Here is a 26487-nt window from a genome sequence, read left to right on the forward strand (position 1 = left end):
GGCGGCGGCGACTGATCCGAGCCAGAGGACGGGTCCGGTCTGTCGGCAGTAGAGCCAGCACATGCCCGAGACCCAAACCCGGCCGTCGCAGCGATTTCGCGTACCGATCGCGACCTGGCTCACGGCGAGGGCCGGCTGTGCGGTTCTGGGCTCTTCGATGTGATGTCCAGTTCGGCCCAGACGCGTTTGCCGGTGATGAGGCGCTCGGCTCCCCAGCGGGAGGTGAGGGCTGCGACCAGGAGGAGTCCCCGCCCGTGCACTTCGCCTTCGCCCGCCGTCGCCGGGGATGACGGGGGAAGCTCCCGTGACGTGTCGGTGACCGTGAGGCGCACCGTGGAGTCCCCCACGCGGCTGAGGGAGACGCCGACCTGTGCTGTCTCGGTGTGGGCCACCGAATTGGTGACGAGCTCCGTCGCGACGAGGGCCAAGTCATCGATTCCGTGGCCGAGTCCCCAGGCGTTGAGGCATGAGGCGATGTCGGCGCGGGCGAGTCGTGGGGCTTGGAGTGTCGAGGGGTACGTCCGGCGGTGGCGCTCGGGGTCCACGGGGGAAGTAGGCATCACGAGCATCGCTTCCGCCTCGTCCCTGCACGGGTGTGCCGTATGGCGTCAGGGGTGCTGAAGAGCTCGACGTACAGCTTGAACGTCTCCGGCGTCCGCCACGCATCGGTGGTGCCGTGCCGGCGGACGAAGTCGCTGCCGGGGCTGTTCGGTGAAGGGCGGGGGGTACTGCTCTGGCTCGTTGTCATGTCGGCCTCGGCGGATGTCGAAGGGGAGTTCCGTCCGCGAGTCGCGCGGAGGCGGGACCAACTGTCGGGCAGGGGGATCCCCGGCGGTCCAATTCAGCAAATACCAAGAGTGGCGCGGGATTTGGGAATGCTGTGCAGCCGAAACCCGCGTACAGGCAGAATGCACGTATGGGCGGGTGAGTGCAAGCTTGGGGCATAAATAGTCAAGATTGGTATTTGTGTTCGTATGAGGCGGGTACCCGAGTGCCGAGGGAGCGTACCCGTGAGTCGGACCTCGATACCCAACTAGGCTGATAGCACTCCCGCATTCCGGGCCGCCGCACCCGGGAGGAGGCGTGCTTCACCCGGCCCACCGAAGGCTCCACTCGACTGCGAGAGAAGAGGTTTGAGATGCCGACGATCCCCTTGGTTCCCACCGTCCGTAGGCGACGGCTGGGCGACATGGTCCGGGCCTTCCGTACTGAGGCCGGCATGAGCGCGGAAGCAGCGGCCAGGGCCATGGGGTGGGACCCGGGCAAGCTGTCGCGCATCGAGCACGCCAAGGCCCAGCTCCAGCCCAAGGACGTGCCTCTGCTGCTGGCTCGCTACGGCGTCACCGACCTGGCCACTGTCAACGCCCTGGTCGCGCTGGCGAAAGATGCGGGGAAAACCGGTTGGTGGCAGACGTACAGCGGGGTTGTCGCACCGTCGTACGTGGACCTCATCGCGCTGGAAAGCGACGCGGAGGCAATCCGCGAGTGGTCGCCGCTCCTGGTGCCCGGGTTGCTCCAGACGGCGGCGTACGCGCGGGAGACCATTGCGGCGCATGCGCTCACACGCACGCCGGAGGAGGTTCACGCCCTCGCCGAGGTTCGGATTGCGCGGCAGTCGGTCCTGACCACCCGGCCCGGGGCTTCGCCCCTGCGGTACACGGCGATCATCAGCGAGGCTGTACTTCATCAGAGGTTCGCGTCTCGCCCCGAGACGATGCGAGACCAGACTCGGCGGCTGATCGAGCAGACGGATGTGCCCGGCATCACCATTCAGGTCATGCCGCTCAATGCCACCCCGCATCCCGGCGGTGCAGGTGGATTCAGCCTCTTCGAGTTTGCTCACCCCATGCCTGACGTCGTGCAGGTGGAGAACTTGAAGGGCACCACATACGCCGAAGGCACTGAAGACATGAGGCTGTTCGATGACGGCTTTGGCCGGATTATTGGAGCGGCCCTGTCAACAGATGACTCTTTGGCGCTGCTTAAGAAAATGGAGAAGAGGAACCGTTCATGAGTCAAGTAAGGCCAGCGCTCCGCGCAGCAGACCTTCCCGGTGCATCGTGGCGTAAGGCCAGTTTCAGCGCGGGCGAGGGAAATTGTGTCGAGGTGGCGGACTGTACAGAATTTGCCTCCCGGGGGATTGCCATCCGAGACTCAAAGGATTCCGAGGGGCCGGTTCTGCTGTTCCAGCGCGCGACGTTTTCGGCGTTCGTCAGTGGGATTGATGTCGTCGATCAATGATTGACGCACCCCGAGCTCAGGCATGAATTCATGAGGCAGAGCCCCTGTCGCCAGAGTGTGGCAGGGGCTCTGCTTTCAGCGTCTCCCTCATGATGTCCTCGATCGGGACGCCGGGAGAGGGGTTCGCCATGCGCTCGTCGATGATCCGGTTGATCTCGCGCTCTTCCCATCCCTGGTACTCGCACGGCGCGAGCTTGTCGAGGTCGAGACTGATCTCGAACGGCAGAGACAGCTTGAGCGTGTGGCGGAGGATTCCCGCCGGTGCGTACGCGCCGGTCGGCTCGTCGAGCTCGTAGACATGGACGACCGGTGCGCCGTCCTCATCCTCGATGCACCAGTAGTGCGGGATGCCGGCCTCGGCGTACTTGCGGAGCTTGACGGTCCGGTCGCGGTGCGCGGACTCCGGCGAGACCACCTCGATGACGAGCCGTACGTCTTCCGGGGCGAACCAGGTGCAGTCCGGGTCGTACGGGGCCGTGGTCACCACGAGGTCCGGCTCGGGGCGGTTGCGGGAGTCGAGGCGGATGGTCATTTCCCGACCGACCTTGAATCCCTCCGGGGCCTGCGCCCGGAGAGCGATCGTGAGGTCGGTGACCATCTCTCCGTGCCACGACTGCTGGGGCGACCACCGGAATACGAGGGCTCCGTGGATCAGCTCGGTGTGACGCGGCGCTTCCGGGAGGCGGTCCAGGTCCTCCGCGAACCAGCCTTCCGCGCGCGGCGGGCGCATCCAGTCGGGCAGTGCGGTCATGGCTTCACGGTAGCGGCCCGCGGGTCGGGACGAAGAGCTTTCGCATCCGGACATGGGCACCTCCTCGGGCCAGTCGTGCGGCACGGATGGTGCGGGGGAGGGGCGTCCACCCTCGCCGAAGAGGAGGCCGTCGCGGCATCCGTGCCCGCCGGTCAAGCCGCGCCCGCGCCCTTGTCCGTCAGGTCGGCGATCACCTCGGCGTGGCATCTCTCCGGGACGCACCAGCAGCCCAGCCGGTGGCCGCGCAGGGCGGGCAGCAGGGCGAGGAGGTCGGGGCGGGAGAGGAGATGGGTGCGGTACTTCTCCAGGATCTCCTCGCGGGTGCCGTCGGGGCCGGGGCGGTACGGGCTCGCCAGCGGGGAGCCGTCGAGGTGCCAGCCGCCCCGGTGCATGGGGCGGCCCACGTAGACGACATCCGCGTACGCCGGGTCGTCGCGGTGGCCCTTCAGGTTGACGACCGTCGTCCTCTCCATGGTGTGGATCCTCCAGGCTCCCGCCCGGAGCCGCCAGCCGGGGGCCTCCGGTTTCGGCGGTGTGGCGTCCTTTGCGGCGGTGTAGCGGCCATGTGGCGTATGTGGCACGCGCGTTACGGCGCTGCCCGCTCCCTTGTGGGATCTCTATGGATCGGACAATCTTTCGCTCAGTAGACAAGTCATGGACATGGCGGCTCCCGCTGCCATTAATTGTCATGCACTTGACATATCTGCCTCAGGAGGCCCCCATGCCACGTACCTCCCGCCGAAGAGTGACCACGATCGGCGCGAGCGCCGCCGCCGCGCTCGCGCTCGGTATGGTCTCCGTCCTGCCGGCCACCGCCACCGCGGCGGACCGGACCGCGGAAGGCGTCATCGAGAACGCGGGCGAGCCCGGCACCGTCGAGGGCAGTTACATCGTCACGCTCCATGAGTCCGCCCCCGACGCCCGTTCCCGGGCGGGCAAGGCCCTCGCCGCCGAGTACGGCGTGAAAATCCGCCGTACCTACACCGCCGCCCTCAACGGTTACTCCGTCCGGGCCTCCGAGGCGCAGGCGAAGAAGTTCGCCGCCGACCCCGCCGTCGCCTCCGTCGTCCAGAACCGCGTCTTCACGACCACGGCCACCCAGGCCAACCCGCCGTCCTGGGGCCTGGACCGGATCGATCAGCGCGCCCTCCCGGCAGACAACAGCTACACCTACCCCGACTCCGCCGGCGAGGGGGTGACCGCGTACATCATCGACACCGGTGTACGGATCTCCCACGGCGACTTCGGCGGCCGGGCGTTCAACGGCTATGACGCCGTCGACAACGACAACGTCGCCCAGGACGGCAACGGCCACGGCACCCATGTCGCGGGCACGGTCGCCGGTTCGGCGTACGGCGTGGCCAAGAAGGCCAGGATCGTCGGCGTACGCGTACTGAACGACGCCGGTTCCGGCACCACCGAGCAGGTCGTCGCGGGCATCGACTGGGTGACGCAGAACGCCGTCAAGCCCGCCGTCGCCAATCTGAGCCTGGGCGGCGGAGCGGACACCGTCCTCGACACCGCCGTACGCAACTCCATAGCCTCCGGCGTCACCTACGCCATCGCCGCGGGTAACTCCAACGCGAACGCCTCCAACTACTCCCCGGCCCGAGTCGGCGAGGCCATCACGGTCGGCTCGACGACCAGCACCGACGCCCGCTCCAGCTTCTCCAACTTCGGCGCGGTCCTCGACGTCTTCGCACCGGGGTCCTCCATCACCTCGGCCTGGAACACCAACGACTCGGCGACCAACACCATCTCCGGCACCTCCATGGCCGCCCCGCATGTCGCGGGCGCCGCGGCCCTGCATCTCGCGGCCAACCAGGGCGACTCCCCGGCGCAGGTCGCCACCGCGCTGACCTCGGCGGCCACGAACGGTGTGGTGACCTCGCCCGGCACGGGCTCGCCCAACCGTCTGCTGTACGTCGGCGGCGGCACCACCAACCCGCCGGGCAAGCGGTTCGAGAACACCGCGGACTACGCCATCGCCGACAACACCACCGTCGAATCCCCGATCACCGTCAGCGGCGTCGGCGGGAACGCGCCCGCCGCGCTGAGCGTGCCGGTCGACATCAAGCACACCTACATCGGTGATCTGCGCGTCGACCTCGTGGCCCCCGACGGGACCGTGTACAACCTCAAGGCGTACGGGGCGGGCGGCAGCGCGGACAACATCAACACCACCTACACGGTGAACGCGTCGTCCGAGGCCGCGGACGGGGTCTGGAAGCTGCGCGTCGGCGACAACGCGGCGCAGGACACCGGCCGGATCGACTCCTGGGCTCTCCAGTTCTGAGCGTCCGGGACAACAGCCGCCGGTCCGACGCGCTGAAGGCTTCGTGCTGAAGGCTTCGTGCTGAAGGTTCCGCGCTGAAGGCTCCGCGTCGGCGGTGAGCGAAGAATCCGGGGGAGGAGGGGCGGTCGCCACCATGGCGACCGCCCCTTCCGGCTGGCCGCCCTCCGCGAAGGGGCCGATGGGGCCCGGCAGATCAGGCCCGGCCATCGGTTTATACGATTCCTCCCTGTGCCGCCCCGGCGCGGCTCCCCGCGCCGGCCCCCGACGCCCTTCCGTACTCCTAGGAGCAACCCACCCGTGGACCCATCGCAGCCGGGCGGACAGCAGCCCCCCGACCAGCCCCAGCAGCAGGGCGGGCCGCAGCCGCAGCCGCACCCGGCGCCGGCGGCACCGCCGCCGTACCCGGGGCCGCATCCGCACCCGGCGGCACCGCATCCGGCGGCACCGCATCAGCATCCGCATCCGGCGTACCAGCCCCATCACCAGTTCCCGGGATACCCCGTACCGCCGCCGCCCCCTCCGGCCCCCTCGGTGAACGGGCTCGCCATCGCCTCCCTGGTGACCGGCATCGTCTGCTGTCTGCCGCCGCTCGGACTGGTTTTCGGAACGATCGCGATCAGGCAGATCAGAAAGAAGGGCCAGCGCGGCCTGGGCATGGCGTTCACGGGGACGATCCTCTCCGCCGTCAGCACCGTGCTGGTCGTCATCATGTTCGCCACCGGCGCGGCGGGCTCGCTCTGGGACGGCTTCGAGAAGGGCATGGACGAGGCGTCCCGTAACCGCAGCGCCATGGATCTGCGCAAGGGCGACTGCCTCGACCTCCCCGGCGGCGGCGGTTTGGAGGACGCGGAGGTCCTGACCGTGCAGACGGTGGACTGCGCCGAGCGGCACGACGCCGAGATCACGGGCATCTTCCAGATCACCGGTTTCGAGGAGTACCCCGGCGAGAGCCGGGTCGAGGCCCTGGCCGAAGAGCGCTGCGAGAAGATCAACCGGAAGTACGCCCTCGACCCCTGGGACATTCCGGCGGAGGCGGAGCTGTACTACTACGTGCCCCTGCGGGAGAGCTGGGCGTTCGGCGACCGGGAGGTCGTCTGCACCCTCGCCGTCTCGGACAAGGATGGGCTCACCGGGTCTCTCCGCACGGACGTCGCGGCGCTCGACCGGCACCAGACGGCCTATCTGACCGCTGAGTCCCAGGCCGACTCGGCCTCCAACGACGTACCCGTCGAGGAGTACTCCGACGACAGGGCCGCCTACCGGGCCTGGGCACGGGAGGCGTCCGCCGTGTTCGCGGCGCAGGCGCGTGCCCTGCGGGACCACGACTGGCCGGCGAAGGCCGAGAAGACGATGGCCAAGCGGGCGAAGGAGTTCGACGCGGTCGCTCTCGACTGGGACAAGGCGGCGGACGCCAAGGGCGAGGACGCCTTCTGGACTCATGTCGCAGCCGCCGACGGCCCGCTGGAGAACGACGGCACGGAGGTCGAGGTGCGCAAGGCGCTGGGGCTGCGGTCGACGCCTCCGCCGGAGGGTGACAGCCAGGTCTGACCTGCCGGTACGGAGGGGAAGAGGCCGGCGCCCCGCGGCCGGGTCTGACCCGCCGCCCGTACGGAACGGAAACGGAAGAGGCCGGTGCCCGGGGCCACCGACAGCCCACAGAGCACCGGCCTCGCTCCGGTCGCGTCCCGGTCCCCGCCAGGAACGCGTTCGCGTCCGAGCCTCCGCCAGGAACGCGGTCGCGTCCCGGCCTCAGCCCGGAACGCGCGATCCGCCGCCGTACGCACCCGAACCGCGTACGGCGGCGGAGACGGTCAGCGCCGCTTCAGCCCGCGATCGACGGCCTTCACCAGCTCGCCGTCCTCGGTGTCCCCGTCCAGGGACCAGAACATCGCGCCGCCCAGCTTCCGGTCACGGATGTACGACGTCTTGGCGTTCAGCACCTTCGCGTCGTCGTACGTCCACAGGGTGTTGCCGTCGAACAGCCATGCCTGGCCGTACTTCCGGTGCACCGTGTACTTCCCCGAATCGGCCAGCTTCTTCAGGACCTTGTAGTCCTCGAAGCCCGGCTGGTGGATCGCCGGCGCGGGCTTCTGGGCCGGCTGTCCCATGCCGTCGCCGCCGCCGGTGACCCCGGTCCAGCCCTGGCCGTAGAGCGGCATGCCGACCACCAGCTTGTGCGCGGGAGCGCCGCGCTTGAGCCAGTCGCTCACCGTCTGGTGGACGCTGAAGTCGTTCCTCGCGTAGAGGGCGGACTGCTGGGCGGTGGTCTTCTCGCCCGAGACATGGAAGTCGTACCCCTGGAGGTTGACCCAGTCGAAGTCCCGCATGATCTTCGGGATCTCGAAGCCCGCGTCGATCTTGGCGGGGGCCGTGGGCACGAAGGCGGAGAGGTCGTAGCGCTTGGCCTTCTCGCCCGTTCTGCGCGCCTCGCTCCTGGAGTGCGCGTCGAGCTGGGTCCGGAACTCCTTCACCAGCGCGGTGAAGTTCTGCTTGTCCTCCGGGCGGTACGGGGTGTCGTCCTCGCCCGCCGAGCCCGGCCACTCCCAGTCGATGTCGACGCCGTCGAAGAGTCCGGCCGCCGCGCCCTCGCCGCCGCGCGCGCCGTCCACGGGCAGATTGCCCTTGATGTAGATGTCGATGCAGGAGGAGACCAGCGACTTGCGCTTGGCCGGGGTGAGCACCGCGTCGGAGAAGTGGGTGGACCAGGTCCAGCCGCCCAGCGAGATCAGCACCCGGAGGTCCGGGTTCTTGGCCTTGAGCTCGCGCAGCTGGTTGAAGTTGCCCGCGAGCCGCTGGTCGGCCGTGTCGCCGACGCCGTCCACCGAGCCCGCCGCGTCCACCGGGCGCACATAGTCGGCCCAGGGGTCCGCCTGGCCGACCGGGCCGGTGATGAAGCACTTGCCCTCGGGGCTCACATTGGCGAAGGCGTAGTTGATATGGGTCAGCTTGGCGGCCTGGCCGCTGGTGTCGAGATTCTTGACGTGGTAATCCCGGCCGTAGATGCCCCACTGGTTGAAGTAACCGATGCGCTTGTACGAGCGCTTGCGGTCGCCGTCACCGTCGTCGTCATCGTCCTGGGCCGATGTGACCGACGTGTCGGTCCTCGGTGCGGAGAGGGCGGCCAGGGCGGCGGAATCGGCCGAGGCGGACGGTGCGATCGTCGCGAGAAGGGAGAGCGAGCTGACCGCGACGGCCGTACGTACAAGGGTTCTTCGACGCATGGGACTCATTCCTGTGCGTGCTCCGGGCTCCGGCCAACGCGGACCGCGGGGCATTTCCGTGAACGGGCGTCGTGCAGTCAGGACCGTATTGGTCTGGACCATTGAGGTCAATGGTCTGACGGCGAATGGTCCGCCGTACCCGCTGTAAATACGACTGAGGCCAGGGAAGCGTCGCAGGTGGCGGCCTATGGAGGCCCCAACTCATCACATCGGGTGAAACTTTGGCCCATGGTTGCGGCCAACAACCCACGGTTGCGAGTCTGTTGCTGTCTGTCAAGGTGATGGGAGTGGTCAGTGGCATTCGGTGAGCAGCCCGCCTATCTGCGCATTGCGAGCGATCTCCGCCGGCAGATCGCCAATGGCTCGCTGCCGCCGCACGCCCGGCTTCCCTCGCAGGCCCGCATCAGCGAGGAGTACGGAGTCTCCGACACGGTCGCCCTGGAGGCGCGCAGGGTTCTGATGGCGGAGGGGCTGGTGGAGGGCCGCTCCGGCTCCGGGACATATGTACGAGAGCGTCCGGTTCCGCGCCGTATCTCCCGCTCCGGCTACCGCCCCGCGGCCGGCGCCTCTCCTTTCCGTCAGGAGCAGACGGCCGGTGGTGCGCGCGGCACCTGGGAGTCCAGCAGCGAACAGGCGGAGGCGGGCCCGGACGTCGCCGCCCGGCTCGGCGTCGAGACCGGCGCGCGGGTGATGCGCACGCGCTATGTCTTCCGCGAGGGCGGGGAGGCGATGATGCTCTCCACCTCCTGGGAGCCGCTCGCGGTCACCGGCCGCACCCCGGTGATGCTGCCGGAGGAGGGGCCGCTCGGCGGCTGCGGCGTCGTGGAGCGGATGGCCGCCATCGATGTCATCGTGGACAACGTCTCGGAGGAGGTCGGCGCGCGCCCGGGTTTCGCCGACGAGTTGCTGGCGCTGGGCGGAGTGCCCGGGCATACGGTGCTGGTGGTGGCGCGTACGTACTACGCGTCGGGCCGCGCGGTCGAGACGGCGGACATCGTCGTTCCGGCGGACCGTTTCCGGATCGCGTACCACCTGCCGGTGAAGTGACGGCTGAGGCGGGAGTGCCTTCGCCGGTCCGGGGTGGCCTCAGAGGGGGGCGCGTTCGAACGAGTGCGCCCCTTGTTTCCTGTCTCTTTGTATAAATCCGTATCCGGTGAGTGAGGGTCAGGCGTAGGCTCCGGCATATGCGCAGTGAGGTTTCCGGGTCATCTCCCCGGGTCATCGCCGACGGTTCGAGGATCACCGAGGGAGGGGCGCGATGAACGACAGCAGTCCTGTGCTCCCCTGGCTCGTCATACGCCAGGACGACAACGGCAACTGCTATCGCGTCGGACGGTACGCGACCGAGGGCGAGGCGCAGCAGATAGCCGACACCCTCGATGTCAGGGGGCACAAGCAGCTCTACTGGGTGGAGCGCATCGGAGGGACGACGGTCTACTGACCCGCACCGGGGTGGGGTGCGGGACCGCCCGTCGCGCCATGCGCAGTACGCTCCGGCGCATGACAGATCGTGTCGTGGTCGCCGGAGCCGTATACAGCGGGGGAAGACTGCTGGCCGCGCGCCGCAGCGCCCCCGAGGAACTCGCGGGCCGCTGGGAGCTGCCCGGCGGCAAGCTGGAACCGGGGGAGCGGCCCGAGCAGGCCCTCGTCCGTGAGCTGCGCGAGGAGCTGGGCGTCGAGACGGAACCGGTGGCGCGCATTCCCGGTGAATGGCCGCTGGGGCCCGGTTATGTGCTCCAGGTGTGGACGGCCCGGCTGCTCTCCGGCGATCCCCGGCCGCTGGAGGACCATGACGAGCTGCGCTGGCTGGGGCCCGATGAGACCGACGCCGTCGACTGGCTCGACCAGGACCGCCCGGCCGTGGCGGAGGCCGCCCGGCTGCTGCGGGACGGCGGCTGGGACGCCCGGGGCTGAGCGGCGGACCGGAGTGCGGGACTGGGCCCGGGGTCCGGGGCCCGGAGCGCAGGGTCAGACCGGCGGCGCGGGGATGGGTGCGCGCGCCCGTCCGGAGGGCGCGTAAGGCCGCTCCGTACGCCGTTCGCGTCAACGATGCGCCTCTGACCGACCGAGCGGGATACCTCGACCTGAATATCGGGTATGTCCTGATTAGCCCTCCGAAATGGGACGTGGTCTGCTGCTGGGTTCGGGAAGTGAGCGGCGTGATCGACACTGATGGCGTGTGCGCCGAATGGAGCTTCCCCGCCGAGCCCGGCGCCGTGCGCACCGCTCGCCACGCCGTCCGCGACACCCTGCGCACCTGGGGCCTGGACCCGCTGATCGGCGACATCACGGTGCTGCTGGTCAGCGAGCTGGTCACCAACTCGCTCCGCTATGCGTCGGGCCCCATCGGGGTCCGGCTGATCCGGCACAAAGCCGGCGAGAGCATCCCCCTGCTCCTGGTGGAAGTCTCCGATCCGCTTCCGGATCCGCCCACCGAGCGGGTCGCCGCCCCCGATGACGAGGGCGGACGGGGGCTCCAGCTCGTCGCCGGGACCGCGCGGCGCTGGGGGACCCGCCGGGGCAGCACGGGGAAGACCGTGTGGTTCGAGCTGGCTCTTACGGGTTAAGAGTGTGAAGAGATAACGATCACCGCAGTGACGGCGCAAAATGAACGAGACCGTGCTGTGATCGTGAACGCCGTGTGCGTCAGAGCCGTAGTGCTGAATACTGCGGTCATGGCCGGTCCGGTGCGGTGAGCTGGAGGGGACGGTCGCGTGAGCGAGATATCCGGGACGACGAACGGTGTCGTGTGGCAGAGCAGTCCGCCTGGCTCGATCTATGACTACATCAGGGTCGCCGCGTTCTCGATAGGCCCCGATGGGCTGGTCGACCAGTGGAGCCGGCGTGCCGCCGAGCTCTTCGGCGTCACCGCCGATGAGGTCAGGGGCAAGGACCCGGTCGAGGTCTTTCTGGCGGGTGAGCTGCGGCCCCGGGGCCGGCGTCAGGTGGCGGAGATCCTCGACGGCAAGGAGTGGACCGGTCTGGTCCCCTTCCGGCTGCCGGGGACGCGGACCACGCACGGTGTCGCCGAGGTCTATGTGATGCCGAGCGAGACCGGGACCGGCGAACGGGCCGCGCTCTGTATCGTCGTCGATGTCCGCGCACTACGGCGGATTGAGACCGATCTTGCCGCTTCGCAGGCGATATTCGGCCAATCCCCCTTCGGGTTTCTGCTCTTCGGCACCGATCTGCGGGTGCAGCGCGCCAACCAGCGGTTCGCCACCGTCTTCGGCGGCACCGTCGAGGAACACCGCGGGCGCACCGTCCACGACTATCTCTCCCGGGCCGAGGCCGACCGGATGGACGCCTCGCTCCGCCGGGTCCTCGCGACCGGGGAGGCCGCGATCGACCTCCAGCTGATCGGGACCACCCCGGACAGCAAGGACCGCAGACACTGGTCCATCAACCTCTACCGGGTCCACAGCGGGACCGGCCGGCCCATCGGAGTGGCCGGTGTGGGCACCGATGTGACCCGCCGCCATGTCGCCGCCCGCGAGGCCGCCAGCGCCCGCCGGAACCTCGCGCTCCTCAACGAGGCCAGCGCCCGCATAGGCAATTCCCTCGATCTGGAGACCACTGCCAGGGAGCTCCTCGACGTCGCGGTCCCCGGCTTCTGCGACCTCGCCTCCGTCGACCTCTACCAGGCCCTGCTGACCGGTGACGAGGCCCCGCCCGGCCGCTGGGACGGCGCCCACGCCGGCGGTTACGGCGGAGGCAGCGCCGAACTGCGCCGGGTCGCCTTCGCCAGCGCCGTGTCCGACGCCCCGCTGATCACCACCCCGGGCTGCGGCTCCAAGGGCGACACCCCCACCGCGGTCGGCGAACTCCACCGCTTCCCCGTCAGCTCCCCCTGCGCCAACGCCCTGCGCACCGCCCGGGTGCAGTCCATCCCCGGCCAGGACGGCAGCCTGGTGCAGTCCACGCTCGCCGTGCCGATGGTGGCGCACGACACCGTCGTGGGCCTGGTCCAGTTCTCCCGTACCAAGGGCAGCGAGCCGTTCGGGGAGCGGGACCGGGCGCTCGCCGTCGAGCTCGCCGCCCGCGCCGCCGTCTGCATGGACAATGCCCGGCTCTACCGCAGAGAGCACGAACGCGCCCTCATCCTCCAGCGCAGTCTGCTCCCGCCGGGCGACCCGGAGGCCGCGGGCCTCGACATCGCCTGCCGCTATCTGCCGGGCAATACGGCCACCGAGGTCGGCGGGGACTGGTTCGACGTCATCGAACTGCCCGGCCACCGCACCGCCCTGGTCGTCGGCGATGTGATGGGCCGCGGGCTGCGCGCCGCCGTCGCCATGGGCGAACTGCGCACCGCCGTGCGCACCCTGGCGCTGCTCGACATGGAACCGGCCGAGGTGCTCTCCGCGCTCGACGAGGTGGCCCGTGGCCTGGGCAGCCCCAGCGGAGCGCAGCAGGCGTCGCGGGCGGCCCATAAGTCCCGGGAGGCCGATCTCTCGGAGGTGTACCTCGCGACCTGTGTGTACGCGGTCTACGATCCGGTCACCCGCCGCTGCACCTTCGCCAACGCCGGTCATCTGCCGCCGGTGCTGGTCGAGCCGGGGCAGGAGGCGCTGCTGCTCGATGTGCCGCCCGGCATGCCGCTCGGGGTGGGGGGCGAGCCCTTCGAGGAGGTCGAGGTCGAACTCCCCGAGGGGGCGCTGCTCGCGCTCTACACCGATGGCCTGGTGGAGTCCCGGGACCATCCGCTGGACGAGGGGCTGCGGGCGTTCCGTACGGCGCTCACCGAGCCCTCGCGCATCCGACGCTCCGAGCCCTCGCGTACCGCGCTCCCCGGCCCTTCCCGGTCGGTGCCGGGCCACCGCTCCCCGGCGACGGCGACAGCGCCACATCAGCATCAGCACCCGCAACCCCAGCCACATCAGCATCAGCATCAGCATCAGCATCAGCATCAGCATCAGCATCAGCACCCGCACCCGCATCCGGAACGGTCGCTGGAGGACGTCTGCGACCATGTGCTGAGCACGCTGGACACCCGTCACCGCGAGGACGACATCGCCCTGCTGATGGCCCGGGTGCAGGGTCTGCCCCTGGAAGCGGTCGGGGACTGGGTGCTGCCGCGCGAGCCGCGCTCGGTGGGCCGGGCCCGTGAACTGGCCCGCGCGCTGCTGGTCTCCTGGGATCTGGAGGCCCTGGTCGACACGGTCGAGCTGCTGGTCAGCGAGCTGGTGACCAACGCGCTGCGCTACGGCGAGGGCGAGATCCGGCTGCGGCTGCTGCGGGATCGCACCCTGGTCTGCGAAGTCTGGGACGCCGGACTGGTCCAGCCGCGCCGCCGCCGGGCGCGCGACACCGACGAGGGCGGCCGAGGGCTCCAGCTCGTCGGACTGCTCAGCGCGGCCTGGGGCTCGCGGCGGACCCCGCGCGGAAAGACGGTCTGGTTCGAACTGGCCCTGCCCGACGGGGGGCCGGGCGCCGAGCCCACGGTGGAGCAGCTGCTGAGCATGTTCTGAGCCGGTACGGCGGTACGGCGACGGGCCGGGCGCCGCGGTCGGGGTGCCGGGCGCCACGGTCAGGCCGCCGGGCGCCGCGGTCAGGGCGCGGGGCGCCGCGGTCGGGCCGTGGGAGGCCATGGTCAGGGCGCGGCCTTCAGCGCGGCCAGCCGGGCCTCCACCTCCGCCGAGTCGCCCAGGCCGTCCAGCCGCTCGAACTGCGCGTCCAGCGATGACGCGGCCAGCTCCTGTCTGCCCTGCGCCCTCGCCTCCTCCCGGCGCACCTTGTCCTCGAAGCGGTGCAGCTCGCTCGTGGGATCGAGGACGTCGACGCTCTTCACCGCGTCCATCATCCGGTTCTGCGCCTGCGCGGTACGGGAGCGGGCCACCAGCTCGTCCCGCTTGGACTGCAACTGGGCGAGCTTCTCCTTCATCTGGTCGAGCCCGGTTCTGAGCCGGTCCACGACATCGGTCTGGGAGGCGATCGCCGGCTCCGCCGTCTTCGCCTCCCGCTCGGACTGGAGCTGCCGCTGGAGCGCGACCTTCGCCAGATTGTCGAAGGTGTCCGCCTCGGCGCCCTGCCCGGCCGCTCGCAGCTCGTCCGCCTTTCCGCTGGCCGCCAGCGCCTTGGCGCCCCACTCCGCCGCCGCCTCCACATCCTCCTGGTGGTCCTGCTCCAGCAGCCGGAGATGGCCGATGACGCGCGCCACCGCCTGCTCCGCGTCGGCGATGTTGTTGACGTAGTCCCTGATCAGCTGGTCGATCATCTTCTGTGGATCCTCGGCCTGGTCGAGCAGGGCGTTGACATTGGCCTTCGCCAGCTGGGTGACCCGGCCGAGGACGGTCTGCTTGGTCATGGCGCTTCTCCTTGCGAACCGGATGCGAACCGGATGAGAACCGGATGAGGGGTGTCGCCGGGTGGGACGCGCCGTCGCGTGCACCCGGACCCGTGTCAGAACCGGCCACCTCCCATCCGGCCACGGGTGCCCCCGCCGCCGAAACTGCCCGGGCCGCCGCCGAAACCGCCGCCCCCGAAGCCGCCACGAGCTCCATACCCCCCGCCCCGTCCCCCGCCGAGGACTCCGCCGAGCAGGATTCCGCCGAGGACCGCGCCGCCGAGCCCGCCGCCCATGCCCGGCCCGCCGCCCGGACCGGACCGGCCGCCGAACCCGCGTACGTCGTCCTCGGCCAGGCTCTGCGCCCGCCGCGCCAGCGCGTCGGCCTGCTGCGCCTCGGCGATCGCGCCCGGCAGATCACCCGGGGCCCGGTCCCGCTGGTGCCAGGTCTCCCCACCGCCCCTGGGACCCGCCGCCTCCGGACCCGCCGCCTCCGGACCCGCTGCCTCCGGACCCGCTGCCTCCGGGCCGGCGCCGTCCGGAGCCGCGCCCGCCGGACCCCCGCCCGCCAGCTCCGCCGATCTCCGCAGCCTGCGCTCCGCCTCCGCCAGCCGGGTCCTCGCCTCGCTGCCGACCGCGCCGCGGTGGGTGGTGATGTAGTCGGCCGCCGCGCCGATCGCGGAGCGGGCGCCGAGGGTCGCCTGATCGAGCAGCTCCCTGGCCCGCCGGGCCCCCTGCTCGCTCTCCCGCGCCCCGGCCAGCGCCTGATCGAGCGCCGCGTCGGCCTCCTCGACCCGCCGCAGCGCGTCGATCGGGTCGTACGGGCCCGCCGCCATCTCCCCGCGCACCTCGGCGGCGACCGCACGGGCGCGGGCGATCCGCCCCTGGAGCGCCGCGGTCGGCACACCCGCCGCCGTGCCCTCCAGCACCCCGCCCGCCTCGGCCAGATCGCCGTCGGTCTCGGTGAGCGCGCCCGGCAGCCGGTCCACCGCCTCCGCGAGCTCCCGGGCACGCCGGTCCACGGCCGCCATCAGCCGCTCCGCCTGGTCGAGAGCGCCCTCCGCCGCCCGCACCCCCACGGCCGCAGCCCCGCTGTCGGACCGCGCCACCGCCGCGTTCGCCCGCTCCAGAGCGGTACGCGCGAAGGCGAGCCGCTCCCCGGCCTGTGCGGGGTTGTCCGCGACGGGCGCGGCGGCGGAGGGGGCGTACCGCTCGCGCAGCGTCGACAGCGTCGCCTCGGCGGCGCTCAACCGGGCGTCGAGACCGGTGAAGGCGCTCCGGGCGGCAGCCAGCGCCCCCGGCGCGTTCCGTTCCAGATCGCGCAGCCGGTCGAACGCCGCCGACTCCGCGTCGAGCCGCCGGCCGGCCTCGGCGCAGCGGGAGAGGATCTCGTCCAGCATCCGCCGCCGGGCGCCGTCGTCCTCCGGATGCGCGTCGTCGAGCTGCTGGCGCAGCCGGAAGGCCGCTGTCAGCTGGGTCTTCGCGTAACCGACCGCGTCCTGGAAGGGTCTGGCCGCGTCCTCGCCGAACTGGGCGGTGGCAAAGCCGAGCTCCTCCTGACTGGTGCGCAGGGCGTCATCGGCGTCGACCAGCGCCTGCCCGGCCTGTGCGTCGAGTTCGGCGAGCGGGACCGGGGGAGCGGGGCCGCTGCTCCAGCCCGCCCGGCCGCCCTGCGGAGTGGTACGGGCCGCGGTGCGCCTTCTGCGCCGGGCGTAGGCGTACGCGGCGACGGCGGCGGCCCCGCCGGCGACCAGGACCGGCACCACCAGGTCGCCCGCGCCCGTGCCGGATCCGGCGCCGGACCGGCCGGGGTCGGGATCGCCCGGGGTGATGGCGGGGGTGGGCACGGGCCGCCCGCTCAGGACGGCGCGGTAGCCGTCCGCCGCGCCGATGGCGGCGCCCGCCCAGTCGTTGCGCCGCAGCGCCGGTTCGACGGCGGTGCTCGCCACGTCCGCGAGCTGGGCGTTGGTCAGCGGGGAGGAGGCGTCGACCCAGTACGCGTACTGGCGGGCATGGGTGGCGATCGCCAGCAGGACATCGCTCTGGCCGAGGCCGTTCCGCCGTGCGGTGGCGTCGGTCCAGTCCTGGGCGGAGCGGCCGGAGAACTCGCGTACCCAGACGACGAAGAGCTGGATCCGCTCGTCGTCGTAGAGCCGGTCGAGCGCCTGCTCCACCTCCGGCCGGCGATCGCCGACCGCGTCCACCCGATCGGTGATCTGGCCGTCGCGGGAGAGCGTGACGGGGTCCTCGGCGGGCGGGCCCCCGCGCACCGGGCCGGTGCTCGCCGCCGGGGCCGCCCGCCCGCCGTCCGTGCCGGTGTCGGCGGGGAGGACGGTGGCGGCGAGTGCGGCCGGAGCGGCGGGCACGGTCAGCCACCACGCCGCCACCAGCGCCACAGGCAGTACCCGGGTGGCCATTCGCGTCACATTGGGAGGCTATGTCCGCACCGATGGCCGCGCGACCCGGCACCCTGCGACCCGGCACCCTGCGGCGCGGCGGGCGCCAGTCGAGCGGCCCCGGCCCCCGGGTCACGGCCCCCGGCCACGTACACCTGCGGCCCCGGGCTCCCGCGTCAGGCCGCCGGGCGCGGGAGGACGAAGAGGTCCTGCGCGTTGTTGGTGTCGCCCGGCACCAGATTGGCGGCCTCCGACTGGAACACGACGTACTGGCCGCTGACGCTGATCTCCGGCTGGTTGGAGAGCTTGTCGCCCTGGACTCCGCTGCCGTTGACGCTGGCCCGCACGGTGGTCCCGGCCTGTCGGTCCCGGACGAAGACGTCCTCGACGGCGTTGGTGTCGTACGGCACCAGGGTCTCGGCATCGGAGCTGAAGGCCACATAGCGGCCGTCGCCGCTAATGCTCGGGGCGTACGAGCTCAGCAGTCCCTGGCCGCCGCCGCTGCTCAGGCTGACCCGTTCGGTGGCGCCGCTCTGCCGGTCGCGGACGAAGACGTCCAAGGCGTTGTTGGTGTCGCCGGCGACCAGATTGGCCGCGGAGGACTCAAAGGCGACATAGCGGCCGTCCGCGCTGATCGACGAGTCGTAGGAGGTCTTGTCGCCCTGGCCGCCGCCGCTGGAGACGCTGACGCGTTCGGTGGTTCCGGTCTGCCGGTCGCGGACGAAGACGTCGGAGGACCGGTTGGTGTCACCGGCCACCAGATCGGTCGCGCCGGAGGTGAAGCTGACATGCCACCCATCGGCGCTGACCCGGGGGGCCCAGGCGCTGGAGTCGCCCTGGCCGCCGGCGGCGGTGAGGTTCACCCGCTCGACAGTGCCCGTCTGGCGGTCGCGCAGAAAGACGTCGGTCGAGGCGTTGGTGTCGCCCGGCACCAGATTGTCGGCGTTGGAGAGGAAGACGACATGGCGGCCGTTTGGGCTGATCGACGGCCACTCCGACATCCCGTTGCCCGGCTGACCGGTGGCGGACCGGCTGATCAGCTCGTTGGCTCCGGTGTGGCGGTCGCGTAGGTAGACGTCCTGCCCGGCGTTGGTGTCGGCGGCCACCAGTGCGGCGTCGGAGAGGAAGACGACATAGCGGCCGTCCTGGGTGATGCCGGGGCCGCCGCCGTAGTAGGAGCGGCTGCGGCGGGCGGGGGCCGCGGTGAGGCCGAGGGGTTCGGTGGTGCCCGCCGCGAGGTCCCGTACGGCGATGTCCGCACCGGATTCGAAGACCAGATAGCGGCCGGTGGCGCTGACGCTGCTGACATCCACGTACCGCCAGAAGCCCGCCGTCTGCGCGCCGGTGGAGGTGACGTTCGCCCGGACGACTCCGCCCGGCTCGGCGGCCGGGTCGTTGCCCGCCCCCGGGACGCGCTGGTGGAAGGCGGTCCCGGACTGTCCGGAGCACTCCGCGAGCCGGACCGCCGCGCCCGGGGCGTGGGAGCCGGCCGCGACCTCCAGACATCTCGCCGGAGAGGCGGACAGCGGCTGGAGCCAGACATGGGTGGTCCGGTCGACGATCCGGAAGCTGACCGAGGGCGCTCCGCCGCAGACGCCCTGCCGGGCCGGCGTGCCCACGGCGGAGCTCGGCGCCTCCAGGCACCAGCCGCTGTTCGCATTGACCAGATTGACCGTGCCGCCGCCCGCCGGGGAGTCCTGGAGCCGCCAGGCGGCGCCCGCCTGCCCGGTGCAGTCCTCCTGCACCACCGCGGCGCCGGAGACCACGGAGGAGCTCTCCGCCTCCACACAGCGTCCGCTGTGCCGCGCGATGATGTTGATCTCCCCGGCCCGGACCTCCCCGGCCGCCGCCGAAGCGTCCGGGGTCAGCTGCGGAACCAGGGGAACCGCCAGGGAGACGAGCGCGGTCAGGGCCGCCACGGCGCCGCCCCGGCGGCGTATGCGGGTCAGTGGCATGAGAATTCCCCCCACGGGACGGACAGCCGTACCGGACGGGCCAGCCTTGCGCCGGGCGCTGACACCGGGCTGACGGGTACGGGACCCGGGCACGCGGCCGGATCAGCCGCATGAGGGGAGCGCGGCGGCCCGCACGGTTGTGACGGGCCGCCCGGGAGTCCGGCCCGGTGTCAGGCCCTTCTCCGCCCGATCCTGCTCCCCAGCCAGACCAGCGGATCGTACTTACGGTCCACCGCCCGCTCCTTCAGCGGGATCAGCGCATTGTCCGTGATCTTGATCCCCTCCGGGCACACCTCCGTACAGCATTTGGTGATGTTGCAGTAGCCGAGCCCGTGCTCGTCCTGCGCGGTCTTCTTACGGTCGAGACCCGACTCGGCGGCGGCGTCCAGAGGGTGCATGTCCAGCTCCGCCACCCGCATCAGGAAGCGCGGCCCGGCGAACGCCGTCTTGTTCTCCTCGTGGTCGCGCACCACATGACAGGTGTCCTGGCAGAGGAAGCACTCGATGCACTTGCGGAACTCCTGGGAGCGGTCCACGTCCATCTGCTGCATGCGGTAGTCGCCCGCCGCCACCCCGGGCGGCGGGACGAAGGAGGGCACCTCCCGGGCCTTGGCGTAGTTGAAGGACACATCCGTCACCAGATCGCGCACCACGGGAAACGCCCGCAGCGGGGTCACCGTGATCGTCTCCTCGCGGGAGAAGACCGACATCCGCGTCATGCACATCAGCCGGGGCCTGCCGTTGATCTCCGCGCTGCACGACCCGCACTTGCCCGCCTTGCAGTTCCAGCGCACGGCGAGATCGGAGGTCTGGGTGGCCTGGAGGCGGTGGATGATGTCGAGGACGACCTCGCCCTCGTTGACCTCCACGGTGAAATCCTCAAGATCTCCGCCGGTCTGGTCGCCGCGCCACACCCGGAAGGCGGCCTGATACGAACTCACTCGTAGAGCTCCTCTTCGGCGAGGTACTTGACCAGCTCTTCCTTCTCGAAGAGAGCCAGCAGGTCATGACGGATGGGGTCGGTGACGACACGCTCCAGCGCGATCTGGGCGCGTACCGGATCGGTCTCCTGCGGATCGGCGGACGGGTTCGCCAGCCGGCAGAGCAGATTGACCGGCCGCCAGGTGCGCTCCATCGCGGGGAAGTCCTCACGGGTGTGCCCGCCGCGGCTCTCGGTGCGCTCCAGCGCCGCCCGTGCGACGCACTCGCTGACCAGCAGCATGTTCCGCAGATCGAGCGAGAGGTGCCAGCCGGGGTTGAACTGCCGGTGGCCCTCGACCCCGGCACGCCGGGCCCGGGCGCGCAGCTCGCCCAGTTTCTTCAGCGCCCGCGCCATCTCGCCCTCCCGGCGGATGATGCCGACCAGGTCGTTCATGGTCTGCTGGAGCTCCTGGTGCAGGGTGTACGGATTCTCCGGCGCGGCGCCGTCCGCCGCGGTGTCCGCGCTGAAGGGGCGCAGCGCCTCGGCGGCGGCTGCCGCGACCCGGTCGTCGTCCACGATGGGCCGGTCGGTGAGGCCCGCGGCGTACTCGGCCGCGTGCAGACCGGCGCGGCGTCCGAAGACCAGCAGATCGGAGAGGGAGTTGCCGCCGAGCCGGTTGGAGCCGTGCATGCCGCCCGCGACCTCGCCCGCCGCGAAGAGCCCGGGGACGCCGGTCGCGGCGGCGGTGTCGGAGTCGACCGAGATCCCGCCCATGACGTAGTGGCAGGTGGGGCCGACCTCCATGGCCTCGGCCGTGATGTCGACGTCCGCCAGCTCCTTGAACTGGTGGTACATCGACGGCAGCCGGCGGCGGATGACCTCGGCGGGCATCCGGGTCGACACATCGAGGAAGACCCCGCCGTGGGGGGAGCCGCGGCCCGCCTTCACCTCGGAGTTGATGGCGCGGGCCACCTCGTCGCGGGGGAGCAGCTCGGGGGGACGCCGGTTGTGGTCCGGGTCCTCGTACCAGCGGTCGCCCTCCTCCTCGGTCTGCGCGTACTTCTCCTTGAACACCTCGGGGATGTAGTCGAACATGAACCGCTTGCCCTCGGAGTTGCGCAGCACTCCGCCGTCGCCGCGTACCGACTCGGTGACGAGGATGCCCTTCACCGACGGCGGCCAGACCATCCCGGTGGGGTGGAACTGGACGAACTCCATGTTGCGCAGCGGCGCTCCCGCGAGCAGGGCCAGGGCGTGGCCGTCGCCGGTGTACTCCCAGGAGTTGGACGTCACCTTGAAGGACTTGCCGATGCCGCCGGTGGCCAGGACGACCGAGGGGGCCTCCAGGACGAAGAAGCGGCCGGACTCCCGCTCGTAGCAGAAGGCCCCCGAGACCCGTTCGCCGCCGGCGTCGGCGTCGGCGTCGTTGTCGGACCCGTGGTCCTTGAGGACGCGGGTCACGGTGCATTCCTGGAAGACCTTCAGCCGCGCCTCGTAGTCGCCGTACTCCTCCTTGTCCTGCTGCTGGAGCGAGACGATCTTCTGCTGGAGGGTGCGGATCAGCTCCAGGCCGGTCCGGTCGCCGACATGCGCGAGCCTCGGGTACTCATGGCCGCCGAAGTTGCGCTGGGAGATCTTTCCGTCCGCGGTGCGGTCGAAGAGCGCTCCCCAGGTCTCCAGTTCCCAGACGCGGTCGGGGGCCTCCTGGGCGTGCAGTTCGGCCATCCGCCACTGGTTGAGGAACTTGCCGCCGCGCATGGTGTCGCGGAAGTGGACCTGCCAGTTGTCGCCGGAGTTCACATTGCCCATGGAGGCGGCGATGCCGCCCTCGGCCATCACCGTATGGGCCTTGCCGAAGAGGGATTTGCAGATCACCGCCGTACGGGCGCCCTGCTCGCGGGCCGCGATCGCGGCCCGCAGTCCCGCTCCGCCCGCGCCCACCACGACGACGTCCCACTGCTGCCGTTCGAGCTGCGTCATCAGAAGAACCTCGGATCGTCGAAGGCGCCGGACGCGACGAGATAGACGTAGAAGTCGGCGAGCGCGACGCTGATCAAGGACGACCAGGCGAGCAGCATATGGCGTTCGTTGAGCTTGCCGACCCAGCCCCAGAGCCGGTAGCGCACCGGGTGCCGGGAGAAGTGCTTGAGCCGGCCGCCGATGATGTGCCGGCAGGAGTGGCAGGAGAGGGTGTAGGCCCAGATCAGCACGATGTTCACCAGGAAGACGACCGTGCCGAGGCCCATATGGCCCCACGCGTACTGCTCGTCGCGGAAGGCGAGCACGGTGTCGTAGGTGAGGATTCCGGCGACCGGGATCGCCGCGTAGAAGAAGTACCGGTGGATGTTCTGGAGGATCAGCGGGAAGCGGGTCTCACCGGTGTACTTCTTGTGCGGTTCGGCGACCGCGCACGCCGGGGGCGAGGCCCAGAAGCCCCGGTAGTAGGCCTTGCGGTAGTAGTAGCAGGTCAGCCGGAAGCCCAGGGGGAAGATCAGGATCAGCAGCGCGGGGGAGAGCCCCCACCAGCTGCCGAAGACCTCCCAGTTGGGGCCGCCCTTCATCGGCGCGCAGTTCTCCGCGAGACAGGGCGAGTAGAACGGCGAGACATACGGTGCGGCGTAGTAGTCCGCGTTGGCGAACGCCCGCCATGTCGAGTAGACGATGAAGGCGAGCAGTCCGCCCGCGGTCAGTGCCGGAGCCAGCCACCAGCGGTCCGTCCGCAGATGGCGGGGGCCGATGGCGGCGCGGGCCGCGCCGTGCACGCCGGTATGGATTTGTGGTGGTTCGGTACCAGTGGCCAACGAGAGTCTCCTAGGGCCTGCCCTCAGGGGGAGGCCGTATCAGGGAGCGCGCCGGTCCCGGACGCCCAGACCCTCGTCGTCCGAGTCCGTCCAGAGCGCGTTGTCGTAGGGAACGTCGGGGATGGTGACCAGTTCGCGGTTCTCCGCCGGTTTCCGTTCGGCCCGGCTGCCACGGGGCTGGTCACCGGCGCCACGCAGCTGATCGACAGTCCTCTCCAGCTGTCCGACACGCTGGACCAGCTCGTCGAGGCGGTGCTGGATGGTGGCCAGATCGTCCTGCTGGGACATGTGTGCCCTCACTTCCGCAGGGTGCGGGTGGCGTCGCTCATGCGCCTGCGAGTGTTGCGCGTCACATCCGCCTTGGGAAGAGGAAGCGCCGGATTCTCATCGGCTCACATCGCTTGTGCCGGGCTCGCACCTGGTGGTTTCTGTCTTGCTACACCTATTTTGGCGATTTTTGACAGAGAATGTACGGCTCCTTTTTGCGCCGTACGGGTGGCTTTGCGAGGTGGAAGCGTCGTGTCTGCGTTGACGGCGGCCATCCGTCCACTTCAGTGACCTGGAATCAGTGTGATCATCCCAAATTCCGTGAAACAGGATGAATGAGGTAAAGCTCATGTCCCAGGTCGACGAGCCGAGCGGGAGGGCCAGCTCCCCGACATCCCGGGCCGCTGACGACACCCTGGCCTCCCGGGACACCCGGATCTCTCCCTCCCGGGGGATCCGGGCCCACCCGGAGCACGGCGGTGCCCACACCCACCCGGAGCCCCGCACCCACCCGGAGCAGGGCGGCGCCCCGATCCCCCCGGAGCGCGGCCGGGCCCCGGTCCCCCCGGAGCGCCGCCCTGCCCGCTCCCCGCGGGCCCTGCGCTCCGTGGCGCTGATCGCCGGAGGAGTGCTGGCGCTGCCCACCCTGTCGGGCTGCGCCTCCGACGACGCCGGCGGCCCGGCCGCGCCCCAGGACATCGCCGAGGCCAAGCGGGACGAGGTCCGCGACGGAGGCAGCCTGCGCTGGGCGATCGACGCGGTGCCGACCACCCTCAACACCTTCCAGGCCGACGCCGACGCCGCCACCAGCCGGGTCGCCGGGGCCGTGCTGCCCGCCCTCTTCACCCTCGACGAACGGGGCAGACCCCAGCGCAACCCCGACTACGTCGAGTCGGCGGAGATCGTCGAGCGGGAGCCCAAACAGGTCGTGCTCTACAAGCTCAACCAGAAGGCGGTCTGGAGCGACGGCCGGGAGATCGGCGCGCCCGACTTCGCCGCCCAGTGGCGCGCTCTCAGCGGCCGGGACAGCGCCTACTGGACCGCGCGCAACGCCGGATACGACCGGATCGAGGAGATCCAGAAGGGCGCGAACGACCTGGAGGTCAAGGTCACCTTCAAGAAGCCCTACGCCGACTGGCAGTCCCTCTTCACCCCGCTCTACCCCAAGAGCGTCACCGGAACCCCCAACGCCTTCAACGACGGCGCGCGCACCCGGCTCAAGGCCACCGCCGGCCCCTTCCAGCTGGAGAAGCTCGACCGCAAGGCGGGCGCCGTGACCCTGGTGCGCAACCCCCGCTGGTGGGGCGAGCAGGCCAAACTGAACAGCCTGGTGCTCACCGCCGTGCCCCGGGAGAAGCGGGCCGCCGCCCTCGCCGGGGGGCGGGTCGACCTCGCCGAGATCGACCGGAACACCGCCGACCGCATCGCCCTCGCGGTGAAGAACAAGGGAGCCGCCGCCCCGCCGCCCGCGCGGGGCCCCGACGGCGCCCGGCTCCGGTACCGGCCCTCCCACGGCCCCGCCGCGGCCCTCACCCCGTCCTCGGTGCTGCGCTCCTGGGCGCTGGCCAACGGCTCCGACGAGGAGGAGGCCGAGGAGGCGCAGGCGTCCCGCGCGCGCACCGTCAAGGCGATCGACGTCTACGGCGACGAGCAGAGCGGGCTGCGCACCCTGGTGGTCCGCAGATCCCTGGAGCCCGCCTTCACCCAGCTCGCGCTGAACGGCGAGTCCGGTCCCCTCTCCGACGACCGGGTCCGCCGGGCCGTGGCCCGCGCCCTCGACCGCGAGGAGCTCGCCGCGACCGTGCTGGGTCCGCTCGGGCTTCCCGCGGAGCCGCCCGGCAGCCATCTGGCGCTCGCGGGCCAGCGTACGTACACGGACAACAGCGGAGCGCTCGGCGAGCAGAACACCCAGGAGGCGCAGGCGCTGCTCGCGGACGCGGGATGGGTGCCCGGCGGGGCGCTCAAGAAGTCCGAGCCGGCCAAGGCGGGCGGTGAGGCCAAGCAGGGCGCCGAAGCCGATGAGTCCGACGAGTCCGCTGACGAGTCCACCGACGACAAGTCCGGCTCCGACTCCAAGAACCCCGCGGGGAAGACCTCCCGCAAGGCGGCGGGGGAGTCCCCGGACCATCCGTCCGAGGACGGGCTCTACATCGTCGGCGACGAGCCCGCCGGCGAACCCGGCTCCGGCGGCGCCCATGTCCTCGCCCCCGCCCCGGTGACCTTCCAGGAGCTGGCCTTCCAGCCCCGGATCCAGCCCCGGCTCCCGGCCGCGGGCAGCCGCGCCGATACCGGTGCCCAGGAGGCCCGCCGCGACGCCCGGGGCGGTGCCGCGGGGGCCTACGCGCCGGCCGGCACCGCGGCCCCCGTCGCCGCGGGCGGACAGCTCGGCAAGAACGGCGAGGCCCTCTCCCTCCGCTTCGTCCTGACCTCCGGCCCCGGCTCGGAGTCGCTGCGCGCCGTCGGCGGGAAGATCGCGCGGATGCTGGACCGGATCGGTATCCGGACCCAGACCGTCAAGGTCCCGGACGAGAGCTACTTCAAGGACCACGTCGCCTCGGGCCAGTACGATCTGGCGCTCTACTCCTGGCCCGCCACCGCCTACCCCGCGACCGACGCCCGCCCCGTCTACGCCAAGCCCCAGCCCGCCAGCGACGGCTCCCTGCTGGTGGAGCAGAACTACACCCGGGTCGGCACCGACTACATCGACCAGCTCTTCGACCAGGCGGTCGCCGAGCTCGACGAGGACGAGGCCCGCGATCTGGTGCGCCGGGCCGACGCCCGGATCTGGGCGGCGGCCGGGTCCATCCCGCTCTACCAGCGCCCCGAGCTGGTCGCGGCCAGACCCCTGGTCCGCAACGCGGGAGCCTTCGGCTTCGCCACCCCCCGCTACCAGGACATCGGCTTCGTCAAGCCGGCGGCGAAGCAGGGTAAGGGGGCAAGGGAGCCAAGGGAGACTAAGGGAGGCAAGGGAGCCAAGGCCGCCGGGCCCGCTCAGGCCGCCCACCTTCCCGAGAAGGACCGTCCCGCCCGCGCACAGGCCGCCGGATCATGACGCGTACAGGCCACCGGATCGCGGCCCGTACAGGCCACCGGATCACGGCCCGTACAGGCCACCGGATCACGGTCCGGACAGGCCGCCGGATCACGGCGTAGTTACGCAACCAGGTTTCACAAACCCGGCTGCGCAAGCTCAGAACCAGCTCAACTCTCTTGCCCGCCGGCGCCCCCGGCGGGCAAGATCGTGTCCACCTGTTGACCAATGTTCAGCCGCTTCGGCCGCGCCCCCACCCCACTCTCCCCACCGCGTGGATCTCCCCCTCCGGCGGCCGGGAGGCCCCTCGCGCGACGGCCCCG

Annotated in this window: 20 protein-coding genes and 1 pseudogene; 10 read left to right on the plus strand and 11 right to left on the minus strand. The window is 71.0% G+C overall.

All coding sequences use genetic code 11. The annotated features are described in order from the left end of the window. Nucleotides 1-119 precede the first annotated feature (119 nt). Complete coding sequence (locus tag FF041_RS30985) at nucleotides 120-560, minus strand: ATP-binding protein (protein WP_228388754.1); 441 nt, start codon at nucleotides 558-560, stop codon at nucleotides 120-122. A 629-nt stretch (nucleotides 561-1189) separates the two neighbouring features. Here FF041_RS30985 and FF041_RS30990 point away from each other — a divergent pair. Next, nucleotides 1190-2014 carry a helix-turn-helix domain-containing protein gene (locus FF041_RS30990; protein WP_323393336.1) on the plus strand — a complete coding sequence of 275 codons (825 nt, stop codon included), beginning with the start codon at nucleotides 1190-1192 and terminating at the stop codon, nucleotides 2012-2014. Next, a complete protein-coding gene (locus FF041_RS30995; protein ID WP_153525861.1) occupies nucleotides 2011-2241 on the plus strand; it encodes a DUF397 domain-containing protein in 231 nt (76 codons plus the stop codon). Before FF041_RS30990 ends, FF041_RS30995 begins: the two co-directional genes overlap by 4 nt. 184 nt (nucleotides 2242-2425) lie before the next feature. On the opposite strand, the pseudogene FF041_RS31000 reads toward FF041_RS30995, so the two are convergent. Then, nucleotides 2426-2992, minus strand: a pseudogene (locus tag FF041_RS31000) (Uma2 family endonuclease); the annotation flags it as partial. Between the two features lie 152 nt (nucleotides 2993-3144). Next, nucleotides 3145-3465: a DUF4326 domain-containing protein gene (locus tag FF041_RS31005; RefSeq protein WP_153525863.1), complete on the minus strand. Its 321-nt coding sequence runs from the start codon at nucleotides 3463-3465 to the stop codon at nucleotides 3145-3147. A 248-nt stretch (nucleotides 3466-3713) separates the two neighbouring features. Between FF041_RS31005 and FF041_RS31010 the strand changes: the two genes are divergently transcribed. Beyond that, the gene (locus FF041_RS31010; protein ID WP_153525864.1) at nucleotides 3714-5288 is read left to right on the plus strand and encodes a S8 family peptidase; all 1575 of its coding nucleotides are present in this window, start codon (nucleotides 3714-3716) and stop codon (nucleotides 5286-5288) included. A 297-nt stretch (nucleotides 5289-5585) separates the two neighbouring features. Continuing rightward, nucleotides 5586-6836 (plus strand): DUF4190 domain-containing protein, encoded by a 1251-nt coding sequence (locus FF041_RS31015; RefSeq protein WP_153525865.1) that lies wholly within the window; start codon nucleotides 5586-5588, stop codon nucleotides 6834-6836. 263 nt (nucleotides 6837-7099) lie between these two features. On the opposite strand, the gene FF041_RS31020 is transcribed toward FF041_RS31015, so the two are convergent. Next, entirely contained in the window at nucleotides 7100-8509 is a 1410-nt protein-coding gene (locus tag FF041_RS31020; RefSeq protein ID WP_153525866.1) for a glycoside hydrolase family 18 protein, read from the minus strand. Nucleotides 8510-8803: 294 nt separating this feature from the next. Between FF041_RS31020 and FF041_RS31025 the strand changes: the two genes are divergently transcribed. From FF041_RS31025 to FF041_RS31045, 5 genes are all read left to right on the plus strand, one after another. After that, nucleotides 8804-9556 (plus strand): GntR family transcriptional regulator, encoded by a 753-nt coding sequence (locus FF041_RS31025; RefSeq protein ID WP_323393209.1) that lies wholly within the window; start codon nucleotides 8804-8806, stop codon nucleotides 9554-9556. 211 nt (nucleotides 9557-9767) lie between these two features. Beyond that, on the plus strand, nucleotides 9768-9950 hold the full coding sequence (locus FF041_RS31030; protein ID WP_153525867.1) for an SPOR domain-containing protein: 183 nt from the start codon (nucleotides 9768-9770) through the stop codon (nucleotides 9948-9950). A gap of 59 nt (nucleotides 9951-10009) precedes the next feature. Continuing rightward, nucleotides 10010-10423 (plus strand): (deoxy)nucleoside triphosphate pyrophosphohydrolase, encoded by a 414-nt coding sequence (locus FF041_RS31035; RefSeq protein WP_153525868.1) that lies wholly within the window; start codon nucleotides 10010-10012, stop codon nucleotides 10421-10423. A 236-nt stretch (nucleotides 10424-10659) separates the two neighbouring features. After that, nucleotides 10660-11076, plus strand: coding sequence for an ATP-binding protein (locus FF041_RS31040; protein ID WP_323393211.1), 417 nt, complete (start codon nucleotides 10660-10662; stop codon nucleotides 11074-11076). Between the two features lie 147 nt (nucleotides 11077-11223). Further along, nucleotides 11224-13977, plus strand: a complete 2754-nt coding sequence (locus FF041_RS31045; protein WP_323393213.1) for a SpoIIE family protein phosphatase — start codon at nucleotides 11224-11226, stop codon at nucleotides 13975-13977. Nucleotides 13978-14099: 122 nt separating this feature from the next. Here the strand turns inward: FF041_RS31045 and FF041_RS31050 are convergent, their stop codons facing one another. From FF041_RS31050 to FF041_RS31080, 7 genes are all read right to left on the minus strand, one after another. Next, nucleotides 14100-14813: a PspA/IM30 family protein gene (locus tag FF041_RS31050; RefSeq protein ID WP_153525869.1), complete on the minus strand. Its 714-nt coding sequence runs from the start codon at nucleotides 14811-14813 to the stop codon at nucleotides 14100-14102. A gap of 95 nt (nucleotides 14814-14908) precedes the next feature. After that, nucleotides 14909-17209, minus strand: coding sequence for a TPM domain-containing protein (locus tag FF041_RS31055; protein WP_153526031.1), 2301 nt, complete (start codon nucleotides 17207-17209; stop codon nucleotides 14909-14911). 155 nt (nucleotides 17210-17364) lie between these two features. Further along, nucleotides 17365-19143 carry an RICIN domain-containing protein gene (locus FF041_RS31060; RefSeq protein ID WP_153525870.1) on the minus strand — a complete coding sequence of 593 codons (1779 nt, stop codon included), beginning with the start codon at nucleotides 19141-19143 and terminating at the stop codon, nucleotides 17365-17367. A 170-nt stretch (nucleotides 19144-19313) separates the two neighbouring features. After that, nucleotides 19314-20084, minus strand: coding sequence for a succinate dehydrogenase/fumarate reductase iron-sulfur subunit (locus FF041_RS31065; RefSeq protein WP_323393215.1), 771 nt, complete (start codon nucleotides 20082-20084; stop codon nucleotides 19314-19316). After that, complete coding sequence (locus FF041_RS31070) at nucleotides 20081-22045, minus strand: fumarate reductase/succinate dehydrogenase flavoprotein subunit (RefSeq protein ID WP_153525871.1); 1965 nt, start codon at nucleotides 22043-22045, stop codon at nucleotides 20081-20083. The genes FF041_RS31065 and FF041_RS31070 overlap by 4 nt, the downstream gene beginning before the upstream one ends. Further along, the gene (locus FF041_RS31075) at nucleotides 22045-22866 is read right to left on the minus strand and encodes a hypothetical protein (RefSeq protein WP_153525872.1); all 822 of its coding nucleotides are present in this window, start codon (nucleotides 22864-22866) and stop codon (nucleotides 22045-22047) included. The genes FF041_RS31070 and FF041_RS31075 overlap by 1 nt, the downstream gene beginning before the upstream one ends. Before the next feature lie 39 nt (nucleotides 22867-22905). Beyond that, nucleotides 22906-23154 (minus strand): hypothetical protein, encoded by a 249-nt coding sequence (locus FF041_RS31080; RefSeq protein ID WP_153487005.1) that lies wholly within the window; start codon nucleotides 23152-23154, stop codon nucleotides 22906-22908. A gap of 328 nt (nucleotides 23155-23482) precedes the next feature. Here FF041_RS31080 and FF041_RS31085 point away from each other — a divergent pair, with 328 nt between their 5' ends. Beyond that, nucleotides 23483-26185 carry an ABC transporter family substrate-binding protein gene (locus FF041_RS31085; protein WP_153525873.1) on the plus strand — a complete coding sequence of 901 codons (2703 nt, stop codon included), beginning with the start codon at nucleotides 23483-23485 and terminating at the stop codon, nucleotides 26183-26185. The last annotated feature ends 302 nt before the right edge of the window (nucleotides 26186-26487 follow it).

It is taken from the genome of Streptomyces jumonjinensis, assembly GCF_009600885.1.
Classification (GTDB): domain Bacteria; phylum Actinomycetota; class Actinomycetes; order Streptomycetales; family Streptomycetaceae; genus Streptomyces; species Streptomyces jumonjinensis.